Origin of the sequence: Microbacterium sp. RURRCA19A (genome assembly GCF_900156455.1) — a bacterium.
GTDB lineage: Bacteria > Actinomycetota > Actinomycetes > Actinomycetales > Microbacteriaceae > Microbacterium.
Window position 1 is genome coordinate 599702 of sequence record NZ_FTNQ01000001.1, and the last position, 17751, is coordinate 617452.

A 17751-nucleotide genomic window follows, 5' to 3' on the forward strand; every position below is an offset into this window, starting at 1 on the left:
CCCCCAGCCCCGTCTACGGCGAGGGCACCACCGGGATGGTCGCCGTCTCGGTCCGCTGCTCCACCGGGTCACCGGCATCCATCCGCACGAGCACGACACCGGCGAGCAGCACCGCTCCCCCGATGAACTGCACCGGCGCGGGCGTCTCGCCGAGCAGGAGCCACGCGAACCCGAGCGCGAACAGCACCTCGCTGAGCCCGACGAACGACGCCACGCGCGAGCCGATGAGCGGCACGGCGATGACCCCGAGCGCGTAGCCGAGGGTGGTGGCCACGGCGCCGACCCACAGCAGGGGCAGGATGCCGGGGACCTCGAGGCCGACGATCGAGACGGTGATCGAGGGGGCGGCGAACGGCAGCATCCCCGAGACCACGAGGAGGGCCATGACGACGGTCCCGACGATCAGACCGCCGGCGGCGAGCGCGAGCGGCGGGAGGGAGTCGCCGGCGCGCGCGGCGATCACGAAGTACACCGCCGTGCACGCGGCGGCGCACAGGGCGAACAGGGTTCCGAGGAGGTCGAACCGCGCACCGCTGATGTCGACGACCAGCACGAGGCCCACCATCGCCACGACCGAGCCGACGATGACGAGCTTCGAGGGGGCGCGTCGCGTGCGCACCCACACCGCCGCGACGAGCAGCACGGGCGCGATGTACTGGATCAGCAGCGCGACGGCTACCGGCATGCGCTGCATGGCGGCGAAGTAGAACAGCTGGCATCCGGCGACCGCGGTGAGCCCGAAGGCCGCGATGAGGAGTCCGTGCTGCCGCAAGAACCCGCGCTGGCGACGCATCGCGCGGATGAGCGCGGGCGAGAGCAGCAGGGATGCCAGCCCCATGCGCACGAGGAGCACCGCGCCGAGCGACCACCCGCCCTCGAGGAGCGGTTTGACGAACGGTCCACTGGAGGAGAACGCGAGCGCGGAGCCGACAGCGATGGCGAGTCCCGTGACGGCACCCGACGCGCGGTGGGTCGGACGTGGGAGGGTGGAGGAGGAAGTGGTCATGCAGTGCCCGCTGTCAGGAGTCAAGTACGTTTACACTCGTGACAGTAGGGCCTTCGCCTGTCAGGAGTCAACATGGTCTTCATTCGTGACACCGAGCTCGTGCTCCGCGCCACGGTCGAGCTGGTCAACACGCTCCCCCACACCGACACCACGGGGGTCGACACTCTCGTGTCCGCGGACCAGCTCGACGACTTCGCGACCCGGCACGCCTACACCGGATCGCGCACGCACGACGAACGAGAACTCGCTGCGGTGCGCGGCATCCGCCCCCGCATCTACGAGCTGTGGACCGTCGACCGCGACGAGGCCGTACCGCTCGTGAACGCGATGCTCCGCGACGGCAAGGCCCTCCCCCAACTCGTCCGGCACGACGACTTCGACTGGCACATCCACGCCTCCGACCCGTCCGACGCCCTCGCCCAACGCATGCTCGTCGAGGCCGCGATGGCGTTCGTCGACGTCATCCGCGCCGACGAGTACGCGCGCGTGCGCGTATGCGACGCCGACGACTGCAGCGGCGTGTACATCGACTTCTCGAAGAACGGGTCGAAGCGCTACTGCGATGCCGGGAACTGCGGGAACCGCATGAACGTCAACGCCTACCGCCGACGCAAGGCCGACCAGCCGGCCTGAGCTGCGGCTGCCGCGCGGGGCTCAGGGCTCGGAACGCTCGAGGAACCGGCGGATCGCGGACGCCGCGGCGGCGGGCGTCTCGTAGTGGATCAGATGACCGACCGCGGGGATCTCGACGAGTTCGGCATCCGGGAACAGCGTGGCGAGGTGACGCTCGGCTTCGATCGGGGTGATGTCGTCCTTCTCGGCCGCGATCAGGAGCGTGGGCTGGACGATGCGCGGCGCGAACTCCCGCACGTCGTGCGAGACGCTCGTGACGAACGCCTCGTGGAGCACGTCGCGATCGGCGAAGCGCGAGAAGTAGGCGTCGTGCTGCTCGTGCACGAAGCGGCGCAGCTCGGGTTCGCGGGTCTTCGCCATCGCGATGCTCATGACGCGCACGATGACACCGTTGCGCAGGAGCGCGTCGCCGAGGGCGCGGGGCAGCCGCGCACCGGCGAGGTAGTAGAACACCGCCAGCCGGGTGAGGAGACCGCGAGGTCCTTCGAGAGCGGGGGCGCCGATCGGGTTGACGAGGATCAGCCGCGGGGTCGCCAGGCCGCCGGCGACCGCCGCGGACGCGACGATCGAGCCGAAGGAATGCCCGAGCACGACCGCACCCGGGGTCTCGGACTCGACGAACGCGCGGAGCCAGTCCGCGTACGCGTCGAGGTCGTGCGCGCGTCCGGGCAGCGGAGCGGTCTCGCCGAATCCCGGAAGATCGGGAGAGACGACCCGGATGCCGTGCAGGTGCGCCACGACCGGTTCGAGCCCGTGGTGCTCGCCGCGGAACCCGTGCACCGCGACGATGGTGGTTTCGGCGGTGTCGTCGCCATAGGTCCAGTACGCCGTCGTGCCGCCCAGGATCTCAGCCGTGCGCCGTTGCACCGGGATCTCGGCCAGGAGCGGGGCGTAGGGATTCGGCATCCGTCGATTCTAGGCGGGGAGGCTCGGCGCACTCGGCCTCCCGGTGCGCCTCGGGGGCCGTGTCGGTGCCCCGTCTTAGCCTGATCGCATGACCACGTGGCAGGCCGAGCCGCTCCCGCTGTTCCAGACACCGGAGTGGGCGCGCGTCGTCGGTGTGTTCGACCTCGAGACCACGGGGGTCGATGTCCGCGACGACCGGATCGTGACCGCGCACGTGGGCGTGCTCGACGCCGACGGCCACGTCATCGACGCGCGCGATTGGCTCGCCGACCCGGGCGTCGAGATCCCGGCCGGAGCCGCGGCGATCCACGGCGTCACGACCGCCCGGGCCCGCGCCAAAGGAGCACCGGCCGCCGCGGTGGTGTCCGAGGTCGTCGAGGCACTCCGAGCGCTCTTCGACGCGGGCATCCCGGTGGTCGCCTACAACGCGCCCTTCGACTTCTCCCTGCTGAGGAACGAGGCGGTGCGTCATGGCATCCCGCCGATCGACGCCCCCTCGCCTGTGATCGATCCGCTGGTCGTCGACAAGACCTACGACCGCTACCGTCGCGGCAAGCGCACCCTCTCGCACGTCGCCGCGCACTACGCCGTGCCCTTGGAGTCCGCCCACGAGGCGTGCGCGGACGCCGTCGCCGCCGGACGCCTCGCCCTGGCGCTCGCCGAACGCTACGCCGCATGGCTGCCGCCGACCCTCGACGAACTGCACACGCGCCAGATCGCGTGGGCGCGCGCGCAGGCGGCGAGCCTCACGGAGTACTTCGTGAAGATCGGTCGTCTGGATGCCACGGCTCCGCCGATCGACGGGGCCTGGCCGATCCGCTGAGCGGGGCGGGTGGCACGATGGCCGGGCGCGCGGTGATCGACGGTCGGCGACGACTGGCCACGGGGCGATGTCGGACCCCCTCATTAGTGTTCGAATATGGAGATCCCGGCACCCCCTCGCGATCGGTCGTCGACGACCGGCGGGCAGGTCTGGGCGCCCTGGCCCGACGGTGATCGTCTGCAGGCCGACGCGGATTCCGCCTGGGCGATCGCGCTCGGGATCGTCGACGAAGCCGACGTGCGCGGCGCCGATCGCGGAACGTCTCACGGCCCCACCGCGCTGCTCGACCGCCTCGACGATGCGGCAGTGGCCCGCCATCGGGCCACTGCCGCCGAGTACGACCTGATCCACCGCGTGCTGCGCGACGCGCTCGATGACCCCGACCCCTGGGTCGGCCCCGACCCCACGCTCGACGGACTGTGGCACGACCCGCGGGGCCGCACGCCCGCGGCCGTCCGACGTGACCGCCTCGACATGGCCGAGCGCGCCGCGGCGGCCGAGATCGCGGTGCGGCTCCGGATCGCCGAACAGACCGTGCGCACCCGCGCGGCGCACGCGGGCGTCCTTCGCGAGCGCTGCCCGGGGATGTGGGCCGCGTTCACCGAGGGACGGGTGTCGGAGCGTCACGCGGTCGAGACCGCGCGGCTGGCCGCGACTCTGCCGGAGGATCGTGACGCATGGGGAGCGTTCGACCTCGGTGCCCTCGACCGGGCGCTGAGGCTCGCGCCCGCGCGGTTCGCCACCGCCGCGCGCGTCTTGCGCGAACGCGTGCACGCCGAGTCGATCGAGGCGCGCCACGGCCGCGCCCGCGGTAACCGCGGAGTGTGGATGACGGCCGAACTCGACGGCATGGCCACGCTCACCGCCTTCCTTCCCGCCGACCGCGCCGCCGCGGCGATGACGCGCCTCGACCGCACGGCCCGGCATCTCGCCGCCGCGGTCGACGAGACGCGCACGCTCGCTCAGCTCCGCGCCGATGTGTTCGCCGATCTGCTCTCCGGCGCGGGACCGACGGTGGATGCCACACACACTCACGTCTCCACGACGCCGGGCACGCGCGACCGCGCGACGGCCGTCCGCACATCGACCGCCGCGCCGGCCCCCGGCCGCCCCAGCGTGATCGTCACGATCCCCGCTCTCACTCTGCTCGGCGCCGACGACGCTCCCGCGACCCTCGACGGCTACGGCCCGATCGACCTCGGCACGGCTCGGCGGCTGGCGGGAGACGCGCCCTCATGGATCCGCGTGCTCACCCACCCCGTCACCGGCGCGCCCGTCGCCCTCGACCGCACGACCTACCGGGTCCCCACGGCCCTGCGCCGCTGGCTCGGGATCACCTCGCCGGCGTGCGCCTTCCCCGGGTGCGCCCGTCCGACGCGCGACTGCGACCTCGACCACCTTCACGCGTGGAGCGACGGTGGCGCGACCGACGACGACAACCTCGATCCCGAGTGCCGCCACCATCACCGAATGCGCCATGAGAGCCGCTGGTCCGCCAGCCGCGATCCCGATACCGGCGACCTCGCGTGGACGACACCCCTCGGGGCGCACGTCGAGGCCGACCCACCGCCGTTCTAGACGCGCATCGCGCCGCGCATCGCGTAGCCCACCGCGCGCGCCGCGCGATCACACGCCTGCCAGACTTTCTCCGTGACCCTCCGCATCGCCACCGTCCAAGCCGAGGCGACACGCGGCGACCTCGACGCCAACCTGTCGCGCGCTGCGGACTGGATCGAACGAGCCGGCGCGCAGAACGTGGACGTCATCGTCTTCCCCGAGGCGTTCACGACCGGTTACGACGACGCCGTCTTCTCCGGCGCACTCCCGGACGCCGCCGACACCCGCTGGCTGGCCGCGGTGCAGCGGGCCGTCGACCGCACCGGCATCGTCGCGATCCTCAACACCGCCCTGGACCGCGGTGACCGCCGCACGTTGACCGACGTCGTCGTCACGCCGCACCGACCGGCCGTCGTGGCCTACGACAAGCAGCACCTGTATGACAGCGAGCGCACCGTCTTCGCCGCGGGCGACGCCGGGTTCTCGTTCGTGGTGAACGACCTGCGCCTCGCACTGTCGGTCTGCTACGACGCGAACTTCCCCGAGCATGCCGCGGCGGCCGCGGCGGCGGGCGCCGACGTGTACGTGAACAGCGGCGCGTATTTCCCGGGCGGCGCACACCGCCGCGACCTCCACTACGCCGCTCGCGCCCTCGACAACGGCATGTACGTCGTGTTCAGCGGCCTCGTCGGCGGGACGAATCACTTCATCGGCGGCTCGGCGATCTTCGACCCGACGGGCCGCCGCGTCGCCGCGGTCGACGACGTCGAGGGGCTGGCCATCGCAGACCTCGATCGCGACGAGATCGTGCGCATCCGCGACGACCAGAGGATGTGGGCCGATCGTCGCGCAGAACTCGGCCCGCAGCGCACGTTCGGACCGCTCACCGGCGGCGCGCCCGCCGCCGAATGACGGAAGCCCCCGTCCCGAAGGACGAGGGCTTCCGGCGAGAACCGCTGCGACTCAGCGCGAGCCGCCGAAGTTCTTGAAGCGCTGGTTGAACTTCTCGACACGACCGGCCGAGTCCATGATGCGCTGCTTACCCGTGTAGAAGGGGTGCGAAGCCGACGAGATCTCCACGTCGATGACGGGGTACTCGACGCCGTCGAGCTCGATCGTCTTGTCGCTGGAGACCGTCGAACGAGTGAGGAAGGTCTCGCCCGAGCCGAGGTCGCGGAACACGACGGCCTTGTACGTGGGGTGGATGTCAGTCTTCATGGGAGGTCCTTTGAGAAGTGGTGCCCTGGATTCTGCCAGGACGGTCAAAGTCTGCGGCGCCGGGGGCACCAAAGGACGAGTCTATCAGGCCCGTGGCCCCGCTACGACGCAGCTTCCGAAGCGATCAGGACGCGCGTGCCGCGTAGCGGCCGGCATCCTGGGTCAGGCTGATCTGCACCCCGAACGTCGCCGACAGATTGTCGGCCGTGAGCGCCTCGGACAGGGGCCCGGATGCCACGATCTCGCCGTCGCGCAGCAGCAGGACGTGCGTGAACCCGACGGGGATCTCCTCGACGTGGTGGGTGACCATGATCATCGCCGGCGTGGTCGGGGCCGACGCGTAGCCGGAGAGGAGGGCGAGGAGTTCTTCGCGGGCGCCGAGGTCGAGGCTGGCGGTCGGCTCGTCGAGCAGCAGCAGTTCGGGGTCGGTCATGACCGCCCGGGCGATCTGCACGCGCTTCTGCTCGCCGTCCGACAGCGTCCCGAACGTGCGGTCGGCGAGGTGGTCGAGGCGCCACTCGGCGAGCACGCGCAGCGCGCGGCGCTCGTCGATGTCGTCGTACTGCTCGCGCCACCGACCCGTGACCGAGTACGCGGCGGTCAGGACGACGTCGAGCACCGTCTCTTCCGGCGGCACCCGGCGCGCCATGGCCGACGATGCGAATCCGATGCGCGGACGCAGCTCGAACACGTCCGTCCGCCCGAGACGCTCGCCGAGGATCGTCACCGAGCCCGACGTGGGATGGATCAGCGTGTCGGCCAGCTGGAGCACGGTGGTCTTGCCGGCACCGTTGGGGCCGAGAACGACCCAGCGTTCATCGTCGGAGACGGTCCAGTCGAGGTGGGACACGATGTCCCGGGCGTTCCGGCGGACGACGACGTCGGAGAACTCCAGAACCTGCGGCATGCGTCCAGCCTAACGGCCTCGGCGCACCGGCAACGGCGCGCCACCCCGGCCTGGGGACAGGCCCGTCGCTTGCCCGCGACCTCCGCGGACGTCGTGCCCACCGAGACCGCCCTGCGCGCCAGAGCACGGAGTTACTTCCCCGCGACCTCCGCGTACAGCGCCGCGGTCGTCTGGGCGATCGCGGCCCAGCTGAAGTCGTCGATCGCGCGTCGGCGCCCGGCCTCGCCGTACTCCGCCGCGCGTGTGGCATCCGTCACCACCTCGGTGAGGACACGGGCGAGATCATCGACGAAACGTTCCGGATCGACGGGGGTGCCGGTGCCGTCCTGCACCTGCTCGATCGGCACGAGACGGCCCGTGACACCGTCCACGACGACCTCGGGAATGCCCCCGGTGGCCGTGCCCACGACGGCGGCGCCGCAGGCCATGGCTTCGAGGTTCACGATGCCGAGCGGCTCGTACACCGACGGGCAGACGAACGTCGTGGCCGCCGTGAGGATCGCGCACAGTTCGTGGCGCGGAAGCAGCCGGTCGATCCACACGACGCCCTCGCGCGTGGACTGGAGACCGCGGACGAGCTCCTCGACCTCGGCGAGGATCTGCGGGGTGTCGGGCGCACCGGCGCACAGCACGAGCTGCACGTCGGGCGGCAGCTGCTCCGCGGCGCGCAGCAGGTAGGGCAGCCCCTTCTGGCGGGTGATGCGCCCCACGAACACCACCGAGGGCCGCGAGGCGTCGATGCCGACGGACGCGAGGAACGCCTCGTCGGACACCGGATGCCACGCCTCGGTGTCGATGCCGTTGTAGATCACGCGCACCTTGGCGGGATCCAGCGACGGGTAGCTGCGGAGGATGTCCTGACGCATGCCCTCGCTCACGGCGACGACCGCGGCGGCGCCCTCGTACGCGGTCTTCTCGATGAAGCTCGACACGGCGTAGCCGCCGCCGAGCTGCTCGGCCTTCCAGGGACGCAGCGGCTCCAGGCTGTGGGCGGTGACCACGTGCGGGATGCCGTGCAGCAACGACGCGAGATGCCCGGCGAAGTTCGCGTACCAGGTGTGGGAGTGCACGACGTCCGCGCCGGCGACGTCGGAGACGATCTCGAGGTCGGTACCGAGGGTCTGGATCGCCCCGTTCGCGGAGGCCAGTTCGGTCGGCACCGCGTACGAGGTCGTGTCGGGTTCGTCGCGCGGCGCGCCGAACGCCCGTACCTGCACCTCGGTGCCCTCCGCGCGGAGGGCACGGACCAGCTCGGTCGCGTGGACACCCGCTCCTCCGTAGATCTCCGGCGGGTACTCCTTGGTCACGACATCGACGCGCATGACACGAACCGTAGCGCAGCGAAACCCCCGCCGCGCGCCGGTTCCCGGGATCGCGCTCGCACCTTATGGTGGTGCCATGCCTGCAGCGCCGAAGGTCTTCGGAATCATCCTCGCCGGCGGCGAGGGAAAGCGACTCATGCCCCTGACGGCCGACCGCGCCAAACCCGCCGTGCCCTTCGGGGGTCAGTACCGCCTGATCGACTTCGCGATCTCGAATCTCATCAACTCGGGACTCCGCCAGCTCGTCGTCCTGACGCAGTACAAGTCGCACAGTCTCGACCGGCACATCTCCCAGACGTGGCGGATGTCGCCGATGCTGGGGTCGTACGTGGCATCCGTCCCCGCCCAGCAGCGGCTCGGCAAGCGCTGGTTCTCCGGTTCGGCAGACGCGATCCTGCAGTCGATGAACCTCATCCGCGACGAGAAGCCCGACATCGTCGTCGTCATCGGCGCCGATCACGTGTACCGCATGGACTTCGCGCAGATGCTCGACGCGCACATCGCCTCCGATGCGCGCGCCACGGTCGCCGGCATCCGTCAGCCCATCTCGCTCGCGAACCAGTTCGGCGTCATCGACACCGACCCGTCCGATCCGACGATGATCCGCGAGTTCCTCGAGAAGCCGCAGAACCCGACGGGGCTCGCCGACGCACCGCACGAGGTGCTCGCTTCGATGGGCAACTACATCTTCGACGCCGACGCGCTCGTCGAGGCCGTCACGCACGACGGCGAACTGCCGACCTCCGCGCACGACATGGGCGGCGACATCGTTCCGTACTTCGTCAATCGCGGCGAAGCGGCGGTCTACGACTTCCAGCGCAATGACGTTCCCGGGTCGACCTCGCGCGACCGGTCGTACTGGCGCGACGTCGGCACGATCGAGTCGTTCTACGACGCCCACATGGATCTGATCTCGACGCTGCCCATCTTCAACCTCTACAACACCGACTGGCCGATCTACTCGCAGACCGTCAACGCTCCCCCGGCGAAGTTCGTGCGCGACTCCGTGGGCCGGATCGGCAACGCCATCGACTCGATCGTCTCCCTCGGTTCCGTGCTCTCGGGCACGCATCTCGAGCGCAGTGTCGTCGGGCCGTGGGCGCTGGCCGGCGGCGGATCGACGATCACCGACTCGGTGCTCTTCGACGGCGTGCAGGTCGGCGCGGGAGCGCGTATCCACCGCGCGATCCTCGACAAGAACGTGACCCTGGCCCCCGGCGCGACCATCGGTGTCGACCGCGAACGCGACCTCGCGCGCGGGTTCACCGTGACCGAGACCGGCATCACCGTCGTCGGGAAGGACGTCCGCGTCGAGGGCTGAGCAGCCCGGATGCCGGAAGGGGCGGTGACCGCGATGGTCACCGCCCCTTCCGCGTCTCAGCGGATCAGACGCCCACGCGCGCGAACGCGTCGCGGCTGATTCCCTGGGCCAGGACGACCTTGGACCACTCGCGGGCGGTGTGCAGGCTGTGGTCGCGGTAGTTGCCGCAGCTGAACGCGTCGGTCCCGGGGACGTCGTCCCATTCCACGTCCTCGGCGATGGCGCGGAGCGAGTCGGTGACGGCGACGACGACATCGCCGAGGTCGGGCTCACCCCACATGATCAGGTGGAAGCCGGTGCGGCATCCGAACGGCGAGATGTCGATCACGCCGTCGATCCGGTCACGGAGGAGGCTCGCGAGCAGGTGCTCGATCGTGTGGATGCCGGCGGTCGGGATCTCGCCCTCGTTCGGCTGCACCAGCCGAACGTCGAAGTTCGAGATGACATCGCCGCGCGGACCCGACTCGGTGCCGATGAGGCGGATGTAGGGGGCGAGCACGGCGGTGTGGTCGAGCGTGAAGCTCTCGACGTCGGCCATGGAGGGGTCCTTTCGGCGGCGGGCACAGACATCCCCAGGGTACGCGCGACCTCGTCGGCCGGCGCCGCGTGGGTCGCCGCGTGACGCGCTAGGGTCGAGGCCGTGCCCGCACCCGCTCGTTTCCTCGTCGTCCTGGACGCCGACTACACCCTCATCCGCAACGAAGTCATCGAGCTCCTGGCCGACGAAGCCGGCCGCGGGGCCGAGGTGGCCGCGGCCACGGAAGCCGCGATGCGCGGCGAGGTCGACTTCGCCGATAGCCTGCGGTCGCGGGTCGCCGCCCTCGCCGGGGTTCCGGTCGAGGCGTTCTCGCGCGCGATCGCGCGCATCGAGCCGACGCCCGGGGTGCGCGTCCTCATCGACGCCGTCCATGCCCGCGGTGGCGTGGTCGGGGTCGTGTCCGGCGGGTTCCACGAGGTCCTCGACACCGTCGCCCCCGATCTCGGCGTCGATGTGTGGCGCGCCAACCGGCTCGTCGTCGCCGAGGGCGCGCTGACCGGAGAGGTGGACGGACCGATCGTGGATGCCACGGCCAAGGCCGACACCCTGCGCGAGTGGGCATCCGCACACGGCGTGCCGATGCCGCTCACGTTCGCGATCGGCGACGGCGCCAACGACCTGCGCATGATGGAGGCCGCGGGCCTCGGTCTCGCATTCAACGCCAAGCCCGCGGTGCGCGCCGCGGCCGACCTCGTGGTGGGCCCCGTCGATCTGGCCGAGGTCGTCCCGCTGCTCCCTCGCTGAGCGAGCGCCGCCCTCCGCGATGTCGGAGGCCCCTCCTACAGTGACGTCATGGACGTGATTCTGGTTCCGGGCCTCTGGCTCGATGCATCGTCGTGGGATGCCGTTGTCCCCGCGCTCACCGAGGCGGGGCACCGCGTGCACCCGCTGACCCTCCCGACCGACGTCGACGCCGGCATCCGCGACTGGGTCGACGCGGTCGTCGCGCACGTCGACGCCGCTGCGGGCCCCGTGGTGCTCGTCGGACACTCCGGCGGGGGGAACGTCGTCTGGGGAGCCGCCGACGCGCGGCCCGACCGCATCTCACGTGTCGTGTTCGTCGACACGATGCCCCCGCCCCCGGGCGCCATGATCTCGGAGTTCCCCGTCGAGAACGGCGTGGTGCCGTTCCCGGGCTGGGACTTCTTCGACGAGCCCGACATCGCCGATCTCGACGACGACACGCGCAGACGTGTGGCCGCGTCGGTGATCGACGTGCCCGGGAGCGTCCCGACCGATCCGATCCCGCTGTCGGACGAGCGGCGCCACGACATCCCGGTGACCGTGCTGTCGGGCCGGCTCGACGACAACGGAATCCGCGAAGCCCTCACCCAGTGGGGCGCGTTCGCCGACGAGTTCGAACGCATCGGCGATGTCGAGGTCGTCACGCTGGACAGCGGCCACTGGCCCCAGTTCTCGCAGCCCGAGGCCTTCGCCGCGCGATTGGTTCAGGCGGTGCGCTGAGCGGGGGTGCGGGGTTTGCCGAGCCCCCGGCGTGGCGCGCGGCGAACCCTCGACGCCTGCCGGGAGAACCCCGCCTTCAGTGCCCCATCCCGAGGCCGCCGTCGACGGGGATGACCGCGCCCGAGATGTACGCGGCGTCATCGCCGGCGAGCCACGTGACGACACCGGCGACCTCGTCGGCCGAGGCGAATCGACCGGCGGGGATGTTCTTCTTGTACTCGGCCTGGGTGTCGGCGGGCAGTTCGGCGGTCATGTCCGTCTCGATGAACCCGGGCGCCACGACGTTCGCGGTGATGCCGCGGCCGCCGAGTTCGCGGGTGAGCGATCGGGCGAAGCCGACGAGGGCGCTCTTGGACGCGGCGTAATTGATCTGCCCGGCCGAGCCGTACAGACCGACCACGCTCGAGATCAGGATCACGCGCCCCCAGCGCGCCTTGAGCATGCCCTTGGACGCGCGCTTGACCACGCGGAACGCGCCGCCCAGGTTGGTCGAGACGACGCTGTCGAAGTCGTCCTCGCTCATCCGCAGGAGCAGCGTGTCCTTCGTGATGCCGGCGTTGGCGACGACCACGGCGATCGGTCCGAGCTCGGCCTCGATCTGTGTGAACGCGGCGTCCACGGCGGCGGCGTCGGTGACGTCCGCGCGGACCGTCAGGGTCCCGGCCGGTCCCTCGCCCGAACGTGCGGTGACCGCGACACGCCAGCCCTCGGTGACGAAGCGTTCGGCGATGGCTCGTCCGATGCCGCGGTTTCCTCCGGTGACGACGACGACGCGGTCCTGGGACATGTGAGACTCCTGCGGTGCGAGGGACGGAACCGGCCCAGCCTACCGACGACCCCGGCCCCGCCGGTCCTCGGGCGTTTGACACGGCCCGCGCCGCGCTGGAAGCCTGGACACGAGTACGACGAAAGGGACGCCCGTGAGCGACGACCAGACCCCCGCCCCGCGCAACGACGGCGACACGCCCGCCACCGCCGGCGCACCCGACGCCGCCGCGTACCCCGCTCCCCCGGCACCGCCCGTCCCGCCCGCGCCCACCGCGGACGCACCGTCGTACGCTGCCCCCACCGCCGATGCCCCCGGATACGACGCCCCCGCTGCCCCCGCCTACGGCGCGCCCGCGGCCCCGGCGTACGGTGCTCCCGCGGCCCCGGCCCCGGCCTACGGCGCTCCCGCCTACGGGCAGGCGCCCGCGTACGGGCAGACCCCGGCGTACGGGAAGACTCCCTACGGATCGGCCCCCGCCGCGTACGGCTCCGCCGCGCGGACCAACGTGCTCGCGATCATCTCGCTCGTGGCATCCATCGCCGGATTCATCGGGCTGATCCCGGTCATCGGTCCGATCGCAGCCGTCATCACCGGCCACATCTCGCTGGGCCAGATCAAGCGCACGGGAGAGCAGGGACGCGGCATGGCCCTCGCCGGCACCATCGTCGGCTGGGTCGGAATCGGCGTGATCGTCCTGATCGCGATCTTCTTCATCGTCTTCGTGGGGATCGCCGCGAGCCAGTCGTCTCGATACGGCGCCTAATCCCGCCCGAGCACCCCGCGACGGGCGTACTCTGGGTCTCACCGTGAAGACATCGCCCCGCGCTCAGTCAGCGACGTCGCTCCCGCAGGCTCCGGGAGACGACGCCGGATCCCGTTTCACCAAGTACATGGTGATGATGGGGATCCGCCTTGCGTGCTTCGCGGCGATGTTCCTCATCACTCCGTACGGCTGGTACACCTTCGTGTTCGCCGCCGGTGCGATCTTCCTCCCCTACCTCGCCGTGATCGTGGCGAACGTCGGCCAGGATGCCGACGTGGTCGACGCCGTCGCACCGGAGCGCATGATCGAAGCGGCGCCGTCGACCCCCGCCGTGGACGACTCCGACGCGCCGACCGTCATCCGCATCGCCGAGACTCCGCGTCTCGAGCAGCCGCGCGACGAGCGGTCGTGACCGACGCCCCCGTCGAATGCTCCCGCGCCGGTTGCCGCGCGCCCGCGGAGTGGGCGATCCGGTGGCGGAACCCGCGCATCCATTCCGAGGACCGCCGTAAGACCTGGGTCGCCTGCGGTGAGCACGTCGGGTACCTCCGCGAATTCCTGAGGGCGCGGGACTTCCCCGTTGAGGTCTCCGCGCTGGCGGGGGATCCGGCGTGAACACCGACCCAGCGACCGACGTACGCTGGATGACGTGGTCAGGCCTGTAGAGATGAGTGCGCGCGCCGCGCGGCGCCCCCGTCCTGCCCGCTCCCCGCTGGCGCATCGCGAGCCACTCCGGTCGGGAGGGCCGTCATGAACGGGCGCGAGATGCCCGCGGCCGCACGCTGGAGCATGTACGTCGGCATCGCGATCCTCTTCGCCATCGCCTGCGGGTTCCTCTCGAACTGGCAGTTCTCGCGCAACGCCGACCGCAGCGAGCAGCTGCAGCTGGTGGCCGACAACTACGACGCCGCACCCGTGCCCCTCGGCGATCTGCTCGCGCCGGGCGCGGAGTTGAACCCCGCCGACGAGTGGCGCCCGGTACGCCTGGAGGGGCGATACCTCCCCGACGAGCAGCTCCTCGTGCGCAACCGGCCGCACGGCGGCACGGCGGCCTTCGAGCAGCTCGTGCCCTTCCGCCTCGACGACGGCCGCACGTTCCTCGTCGATCGCGGCTGGCTCCCGCCGGGCGATCGCCAGGCGGATCCGGACGAGATCCCGGCACCCCCGTCGGGCGAGGTGACCGTCGAAGTCCGGCTGCGCCCCGAAGAAGCCGCGCCCACCTCGGGTCGTACCGCCGAGCTCGGGCAGGTCCCCACGATCAACCTCGGTCTCGTCGCCGAGCAGACGGGCCCGATCGAGCAGGGCGCGTACGGCCTGTTGATGTCGGAGTCCCCCGCGCCGGCGACCGCCCCGACGCCCGTCGATCCGCCCAGCAACGACCCCGGACCGTACCTCTCCTACGCGGTGCAGTGGATCCTGTTCGCTGTGATGGGGTTCGGCTTCATCGCGTACGTCATCGTGAACGAGCGCAAGCTCCGCCGCGAGGAGGCAGAGGATGCCGAGGGCGACGGAGCGCCGGAGGCGACACCGGAGCCGGAGAAGGTCCCGCACGAGCGCCGCCGGGTCGACCCCGTCGCCCTCCACCGGGCACGCAAACGCCCGAAGGATCGCGACGCCGACGACGAGGACGCTCTGCTCGACGCCCGCTGAGCGCGCAGAATCCCGGCGGCCGCGGCATCCGCTCGGCTCGAAGGGGCGTTACGCCAGTGTGATCAGATCCGCGTAGTCGCGGCCCCAGATGTCTTCCACGCCATCGGGCAGGATGAGCACGCGCTCGGGGTTGAGCGCCTCGACGGCTCCCTCGTCGTGCGACACGAGCACGACCGCGCCCTCGTAATGCGCCAGGGCGCCGAGGATCTCCTCGCGCGAGGCGGGGTCGAGGTTGTTCGTGGGCTCGTCGAGCAGCAGCATGTTCGCCGACGACACCACGAGCGTCGCGAGCGACAGGCGTGTCTTCTCGCCGCCCGAGAGGACACCGGCGGGCTTCAGCACGTCGTCGCCGACGAACAGGAACGAGCCGAGCACCTTCCGGGCCTCGGTCGCGGTGATGTCGGGGGCGGCGGACATCATGTTGTCCAGCACCGACCGGGTGACGTCGAGGTTCTCGTGCTCCTGGGCGTAGTAGCCGATCTTCAGACCGTGCCCGGGCTCGAGCTGACCGGTGTCGGGCTGGTCGACGCCCGCGAGGATGCGCAGGAGGGTGGTCTTGCCCGCACCGTTGAGACCCAGGATGACGACGCGCGAGCCGCGATCGATCGCGAGGTCCACGTCGGTGAAGATCTCCAGCGATCCGTAGGACTTCGACAGACCGGATGCCATGAGCGGCGTCTTGCCGCACGGGGCAGGCTTCGGGAACCGGAGCTTCGCGACCCGCTCGTCCTGACGCACGTCGTCGAGGCCCTGGAGCATCTTCTCGGCGCGCGCGACCATCTGGTGCGCGGCGGCGGCCTTGGAGGCCTTCGCCCCGAAGCGCGCGGCCTGCAACTGCAGGGCCGTCGCCTTCTTCTCGACGTTGGCGCGCTCCTTCTTGCGGCGCTCCTCGTCGGCCACCCGCTGGCGCAGGTAGTTCTTCCAGTTCATGTTGTAGACGTCGATGACCTGGCGGTTGGCATCCAGGTAGAACACCCGGTTCACGGTCTCGCCGACGAGCTCGACATCGTGCGAGATCACGATGAGCCCGCCCTTGTACCCCTTGAGGAACTCGCGCAGCCACACGACGCTGTCGGCGTCGAGGTGGTTGGTCGGCTCGTCGAGGATCATCGTCTGCGCGTCCGAGAACAGGATGCGCGCCAACTCGATGCGCCGGCGCTGACCGCCCGAGAGCGTCTTCAGGGGCTGGTCGAGGATCCGGTCGGGGAGCGAGAGGTTGTGGGCGATGGATGCCGCCTCCGCCTCGGCCGCGTACCCGCCGGCTGCCTCGAACTCCTCGGTGAGCCGGCCGTACTTCTTCATCGCCTTCGCCGCGACCGCGGGGTCGTCGTCGCCCATCGCCAGCGACGCCTCGTGCATGCCGAGAGCCAGGGAGCCGAGGCCGCGGGCGTCGAGGATGCGGGTGCGCGCCAGCATCTCGGGGTCACCCGAACGCGGATCCTGCGGGAGGTAGCCGAGCTCGCCGCTGCGGTCGACGCCGCCGTTCGCGGGCAGCAGGTCGCCCGCGAGGACCTTGGTGAGTGTCGTCTTCCCCGCGCCGTTGCGGCCCACGAGGCCGATCTTGTCGCCGTCCGAGACGCGGAACGACACCTCCGACATCAGCACGCGCGCGCCGACGCGGATCTCGAGATCGTGCACGGCGAGCACAGCAGACGTCCGTTCGTCGAAGGAAAGGGAAGGCGGCCGATGATGGCCAGCCACCCAGTATACGGCGCGTGCGGATTGCCTCGCCGTCGAGACGTTCCGGCGACCCCGGGTTTGCGGTCGCGACGAGACCGTGATCTAAACTAAGCCTATCCTTACCTAACTCGCAGGAGGTCCTCTGTGTCCCGTTTCCGCGCGCTGGCTGCTCTCGCCGCCGCCACGGCCCTCGTCCTGACCGGCTGCGCCGGCACCTCCGCCGCCCCGGGCACGCAGGACGCCTCCACGGCCGCCGACGGCTCGTTCCCCGTGACGATCGACCACGCCTTCGGCGAGACGACCATCGAGAGCGAACCGAAGCGCGTCGTGACGGTGAGCTGGGGCAACCAGGAAGCCGCCCTCGCTCTCGGTGTCGTGCCCGTCGCAATGCCCAAGGTCACCTGGGGCGACGAGGACGGCGACGGACTCCTCCCCTGGGTGAAGGACAAGCTCGACGAGCTCGGCGCCGAGACCCCGACCCTCATGGACGAGACCAACGGCTTCGACTACGAGGCGATCGCCGACGCGAAGCCCGACGTCATCCTCGGCGCGTACTCGGGCATGACCCAGGAGCAGTACGACACCCTCAGCAAGATCGCCCCCGTGGTGGCGTACCCGGAGATCGCCTGGGGCACCACCTGGCAGGACATGACCCTGACGGATGCCAAGGCCCTCGGCCGCGAGACGCAGGCGCAGGACCTCATCGCCGACCTTGAGAAGCACGTCGCCGACGAGACCGCGAAGTACCCGGCGCTGGCGGGCATGAAGCAGATGTTCACGTACATCGACCCCACCGACCTCAGCACCGTCGGCTACTACTCGCTGAAGGACCCGCGGGCGATGTACCTGAGCGAGTTCGGAATGACGCCCTCGTCGGCGGTCGAGACCTCCAGCGCCGACGGCGAGACCTTCTGGTTCACCCAGAGCGCCGAGCAGATCGAGAACTTCTCCGACGTGAACACCCTCGTCGGCTACGGAACCGACGCCACGCTCGCCCAGCTCCAGGCGGACCCGCTGTGGTCGCGGATCCCCGCCATCGCTTCCGGCGCGGTCGTGATGCTGCCCGACGACACCTCGCTCGCGGCGGTCGCGAACCCCAGCCCGCTCTCGATCGGCACGCAGCTGGGCGACGAGTACATCGGCCTCGTCGGCGCCGCGGCCCAGAAGGCCGCGTCCTGATGCGGATCCCCCACC

General features: G+C 70.8%; 20 protein-coding genes. 12 read left to right on the forward strand and 8 right to left on the reverse strand.

Annotation, left to right across the window (positions count from 1 at the left end; translation table 11 throughout):
* Positions 1 to 13: 13 nt before the first annotated feature.
* Complete coding sequence (locus BW982_RS02915) at positions 14 to 1006, reverse strand: EamA family transporter (RefSeq protein WP_076490575.1); 993 nt, start codon at positions 1004 to 1006, stop codon at positions 14 to 16.
* A gap of 72 nt (positions 1007 to 1078) precedes the next feature.
* Between BW982_RS02915 and BW982_RS02920 the strand changes: the two genes are divergently transcribed.
* Positions 1079 to 1639 carry a CGNR zinc finger domain-containing protein gene (locus BW982_RS02920; RefSeq protein WP_076490576.1) on the forward strand — a complete coding sequence of 187 codons (561 nt, stop codon included), beginning with the start codon at positions 1079 to 1081 and terminating at the stop codon, positions 1637 to 1639.
* 21 nt (positions 1640 to 1660) lie between these two features.
* Here BW982_RS02920 and BW982_RS02925 read toward each other — a convergent pair whose 3' ends face one another.
* Positions 1661 to 2545, reverse strand: coding sequence for an alpha/beta fold hydrolase (locus tag BW982_RS02925; protein ID WP_076490577.1), 885 nt, complete (start codon positions 2543 to 2545; stop codon positions 1661 to 1663).
* A gap of 88 nt (positions 2546 to 2633) precedes the next feature.
* Between BW982_RS02925 and BW982_RS02930 the strand changes: the two genes are divergently transcribed.
* The 3 genes from BW982_RS02930 (at position 2634) to BW982_RS02940 (ending at position 5837) form a co-directional block, all read left to right on the forward strand.
* Entirely contained in the window at positions 2634 to 3368 is a 735-nt protein-coding gene (locus BW982_RS02930) for an exonuclease domain-containing protein (protein WP_076490578.1), read from the forward strand.
* Positions 3369 to 3464: 96 nt separating this feature from the next.
* Positions 3465 to 4946: an HNH endonuclease signature motif containing protein gene (locus BW982_RS02935; RefSeq protein ID WP_076490579.1), complete on the forward strand. Its 1482-nt coding sequence runs from the start codon at positions 3465 to 3467 to the stop codon at positions 4944 to 4946.
* Positions 4947 to 5018: 72 nt separating this feature from the next.
* Positions 5019 to 5837, forward strand: coding sequence for a carbon-nitrogen hydrolase family protein (locus BW982_RS02940; RefSeq protein WP_076490580.1), 819 nt, complete (start codon positions 5019 to 5021; stop codon positions 5835 to 5837).
* 51 nt (positions 5838 to 5888) lie between these two features.
* Here the strand turns inward: BW982_RS02940 and BW982_RS02945 are convergent, their stop codons facing one another.
* From BW982_RS02945 to glgA, 3 genes are all read right to left on the reverse strand, one after another.
* A complete protein-coding gene (locus BW982_RS02945) occupies positions 5889 to 6143 on the reverse strand; it encodes a type B 50S ribosomal protein L31 (RefSeq protein ID WP_076490581.1) in 255 nt (84 codons plus the stop codon).
* A gap of 124 nt (positions 6144 to 6267) precedes the next feature.
* Positions 6268 to 7050, reverse strand: a complete 783-nt coding sequence (locus BW982_RS02950; protein WP_076490582.1) for an ABC transporter ATP-binding protein — start codon at positions 7048 to 7050, stop codon at positions 6268 to 6270.
* A 131-nt stretch (positions 7051 to 7181) separates the two neighbouring features.
* Positions 7182 to 8372: a glycogen synthase gene (gene glgA, locus BW982_RS02955; protein WP_076490583.1), complete on the reverse strand. Its 1191-nt coding sequence runs from the start codon at positions 8370 to 8372 to the stop codon at positions 7182 to 7184.
* 76 nt (positions 8373 to 8448) lie between these two features.
* On the opposite strand from glgA, the gene glgC reads away from it, so the two are divergent.
* Positions 8449 to 9693 (forward strand): glucose-1-phosphate adenylyltransferase, encoded by a 1245-nt coding sequence (gene glgC, locus BW982_RS02960; RefSeq protein ID WP_076490584.1) that lies wholly within the window; start codon positions 8449 to 8451, stop codon positions 9691 to 9693.
* Between the two features lie 64 nt (positions 9694 to 9757).
* On the opposite strand, the gene BW982_RS02965 is transcribed toward glgC, so the two are convergent.
* Positions 9758 to 10231 carry an S-ribosylhomocysteine lyase gene (locus BW982_RS02965; protein ID WP_076490585.1) on the reverse strand — a complete coding sequence of 158 codons (474 nt, stop codon included), beginning with the start codon at positions 10229 to 10231 and terminating at the stop codon, positions 9758 to 9760.
* 102 nt (positions 10232 to 10333) lie between these two features.
* Here BW982_RS02965 and serB point away from each other — a divergent pair, with 102 nt between their 5' ends.
* Positions 10334 to 10975, forward strand: a complete 642-nt coding sequence (gene serB, locus BW982_RS02970; RefSeq protein ID WP_076490586.1) for a phosphoserine phosphatase SerB — start codon at positions 10334 to 10336, stop codon at positions 10973 to 10975.
* A 48-nt stretch (positions 10976 to 11023) separates the two neighbouring features.
* Positions 11024 to 11695, forward strand: a complete 672-nt coding sequence (locus BW982_RS02975; RefSeq protein WP_076490587.1) for an alpha/beta fold hydrolase — start codon at positions 11024 to 11026, stop codon at positions 11693 to 11695.
* A 76-nt stretch (positions 11696 to 11771) separates the two neighbouring features.
* Here the strand turns inward: BW982_RS02975 and fabG are convergent, their stop codons facing one another.
* Positions 11772 to 12482: a 3-oxoacyl-ACP reductase FabG gene (gene fabG, locus BW982_RS02980; RefSeq protein ID WP_076490588.1), complete on the reverse strand. Its 711-nt coding sequence runs from the start codon at positions 12480 to 12482 to the stop codon at positions 11772 to 11774.
* A gap of 133 nt (positions 12483 to 12615) precedes the next feature.
* Between fabG and BW982_RS02985 the strand changes: the two genes are divergently transcribed.
* From BW982_RS02985 to BW982_RS03000, 4 genes are all read left to right on the forward strand, one after another.
* Positions 12616 to 13227, forward strand: coding sequence for a DUF4190 domain-containing protein (locus tag BW982_RS02985; protein ID WP_076490589.1), 612 nt, complete (start codon positions 12616 to 12618; stop codon positions 13225 to 13227).
* Positions 13228 to 13270: 43 nt separating this feature from the next.
* Positions 13271 to 13639 (forward strand): DUF3099 domain-containing protein, encoded by a 369-nt coding sequence (locus tag BW982_RS02990; RefSeq protein ID WP_076490590.1) that lies wholly within the window; start codon positions 13271 to 13273, stop codon positions 13637 to 13639.
* A complete protein-coding gene (locus tag BW982_RS02995) occupies positions 13636 to 13842 on the forward strand; it encodes a hypothetical protein (protein WP_076490591.1) in 207 nt (68 codons plus the stop codon). The genes BW982_RS02990 and BW982_RS02995 overlap by 4 nt, the downstream gene beginning before the upstream one ends.
* 135 nt (positions 13843 to 13977) lie before the next feature.
* A complete protein-coding gene (locus tag BW982_RS03000) occupies positions 13978 to 14877 on the forward strand; it encodes an SURF1 family cytochrome oxidase biogenesis protein (RefSeq protein WP_076490592.1) in 900 nt (299 codons plus the stop codon).
* Between the two features lie 48 nt (positions 14878 to 14925).
* Here BW982_RS03000 and BW982_RS03005 read toward each other — a convergent pair whose 3' ends face one another.
* Positions 14926 to 16524, reverse strand: a complete 1599-nt coding sequence (locus BW982_RS03005) for an ABC-F family ATP-binding cassette domain-containing protein (RefSeq protein ID WP_076490593.1) — start codon at positions 16522 to 16524, stop codon at positions 14926 to 14928.
* A gap of 177 nt (positions 16525 to 16701) precedes the next feature.
* On the opposite strand from BW982_RS03005, the gene BW982_RS03010 reads away from it, so the two are divergent.
* Positions 16702 to 17736 (forward strand): iron-siderophore ABC transporter substrate-binding protein, encoded by a 1035-nt coding sequence (locus BW982_RS03010; protein ID WP_076490594.1) that lies wholly within the window; start codon positions 16702 to 16704, stop codon positions 17734 to 17736.
* The last annotated feature ends 15 nt before the right edge of the window (positions 17737 to 17751 follow it).

Coding starts and splice junctions, on each gene's coding strand:
- BW982_RS02930 (WP_076490578.1), top strand. CDS start 2,634: ATGACCACGTGGCAGGCCGAGCCGCTCCCGCTGTTCCAGACACCGGAG.
- BW982_RS02935 (WP_076490579.1), top strand. CDS start 3,465: ATGGAGATCCCGGCACCCCCTCGCGATCGGTCGTCGACGACCGGCGGG.
- BW982_RS03000 (WP_076490592.1), top strand. CDS start 13,978: ATGAACGGGCGCGAGATGCCCGCGGCCGCACGCTGGAGCATGTACGTC.
- BW982_RS02915 (WP_076490575.1), bottom strand. CDS start 1,006: ATGACCACTTCCTCCTCCACCCTCCCACGTCCGACCCACCGCGCGTCG.
- glgA (WP_076490583.1), bottom strand. CDS start 8,372: ATGCGCGTCGATGTCGTGACCAAGGAGTACCCGCCGGAGATCTACGGA.
- BW982_RS02965 (WP_076490585.1), bottom strand. CDS start 10,231: ATGGCCGACGTCGAGAGCTTCACGCTCGACCACACCGCCGTGCTCGCC.
- glgC (WP_076490584.1), top strand. CDS start 8,449: ATGCCTGCAGCGCCGAAGGTCTTCGGAATCATCCTCGCCGGCGGCGAG.
- fabG (WP_076490588.1), bottom strand. CDS start 12,482: ATGTCCCAGGACCGCGTCGTCGTCGTCACCGGAGGAAACCGCGGCATC.
- BW982_RS02920 (WP_076490576.1), top strand. CDS start 1,079: ATGGTCTTCATTCGTGACACCGAGCTCGTGCTCCGCGCCACGGTCGAG.
- BW982_RS02950 (WP_076490582.1), bottom strand. CDS start 7,050: ATGCCGCAGGTTCTGGAGTTCTCCGACGTCGTCGTCCGCCGGAACGCC.
- BW982_RS02945 (WP_076490581.1), bottom strand. CDS start 6,143: ATGAAGACTGACATCCACCCCACGTACAAGGCCGTCGTGTTCCGCGAC.
- BW982_RS02925 (WP_076490577.1), bottom strand. CDS start 2,545: ATGCCGAATCCCTACGCCCCGCTCCTGGCCGAGATCCCGGTGCAACGG.
- BW982_RS02975 (WP_076490587.1), top strand. CDS start 11,024: ATGGACGTGATTCTGGTTCCGGGCCTCTGGCTCGATGCATCGTCGTGG.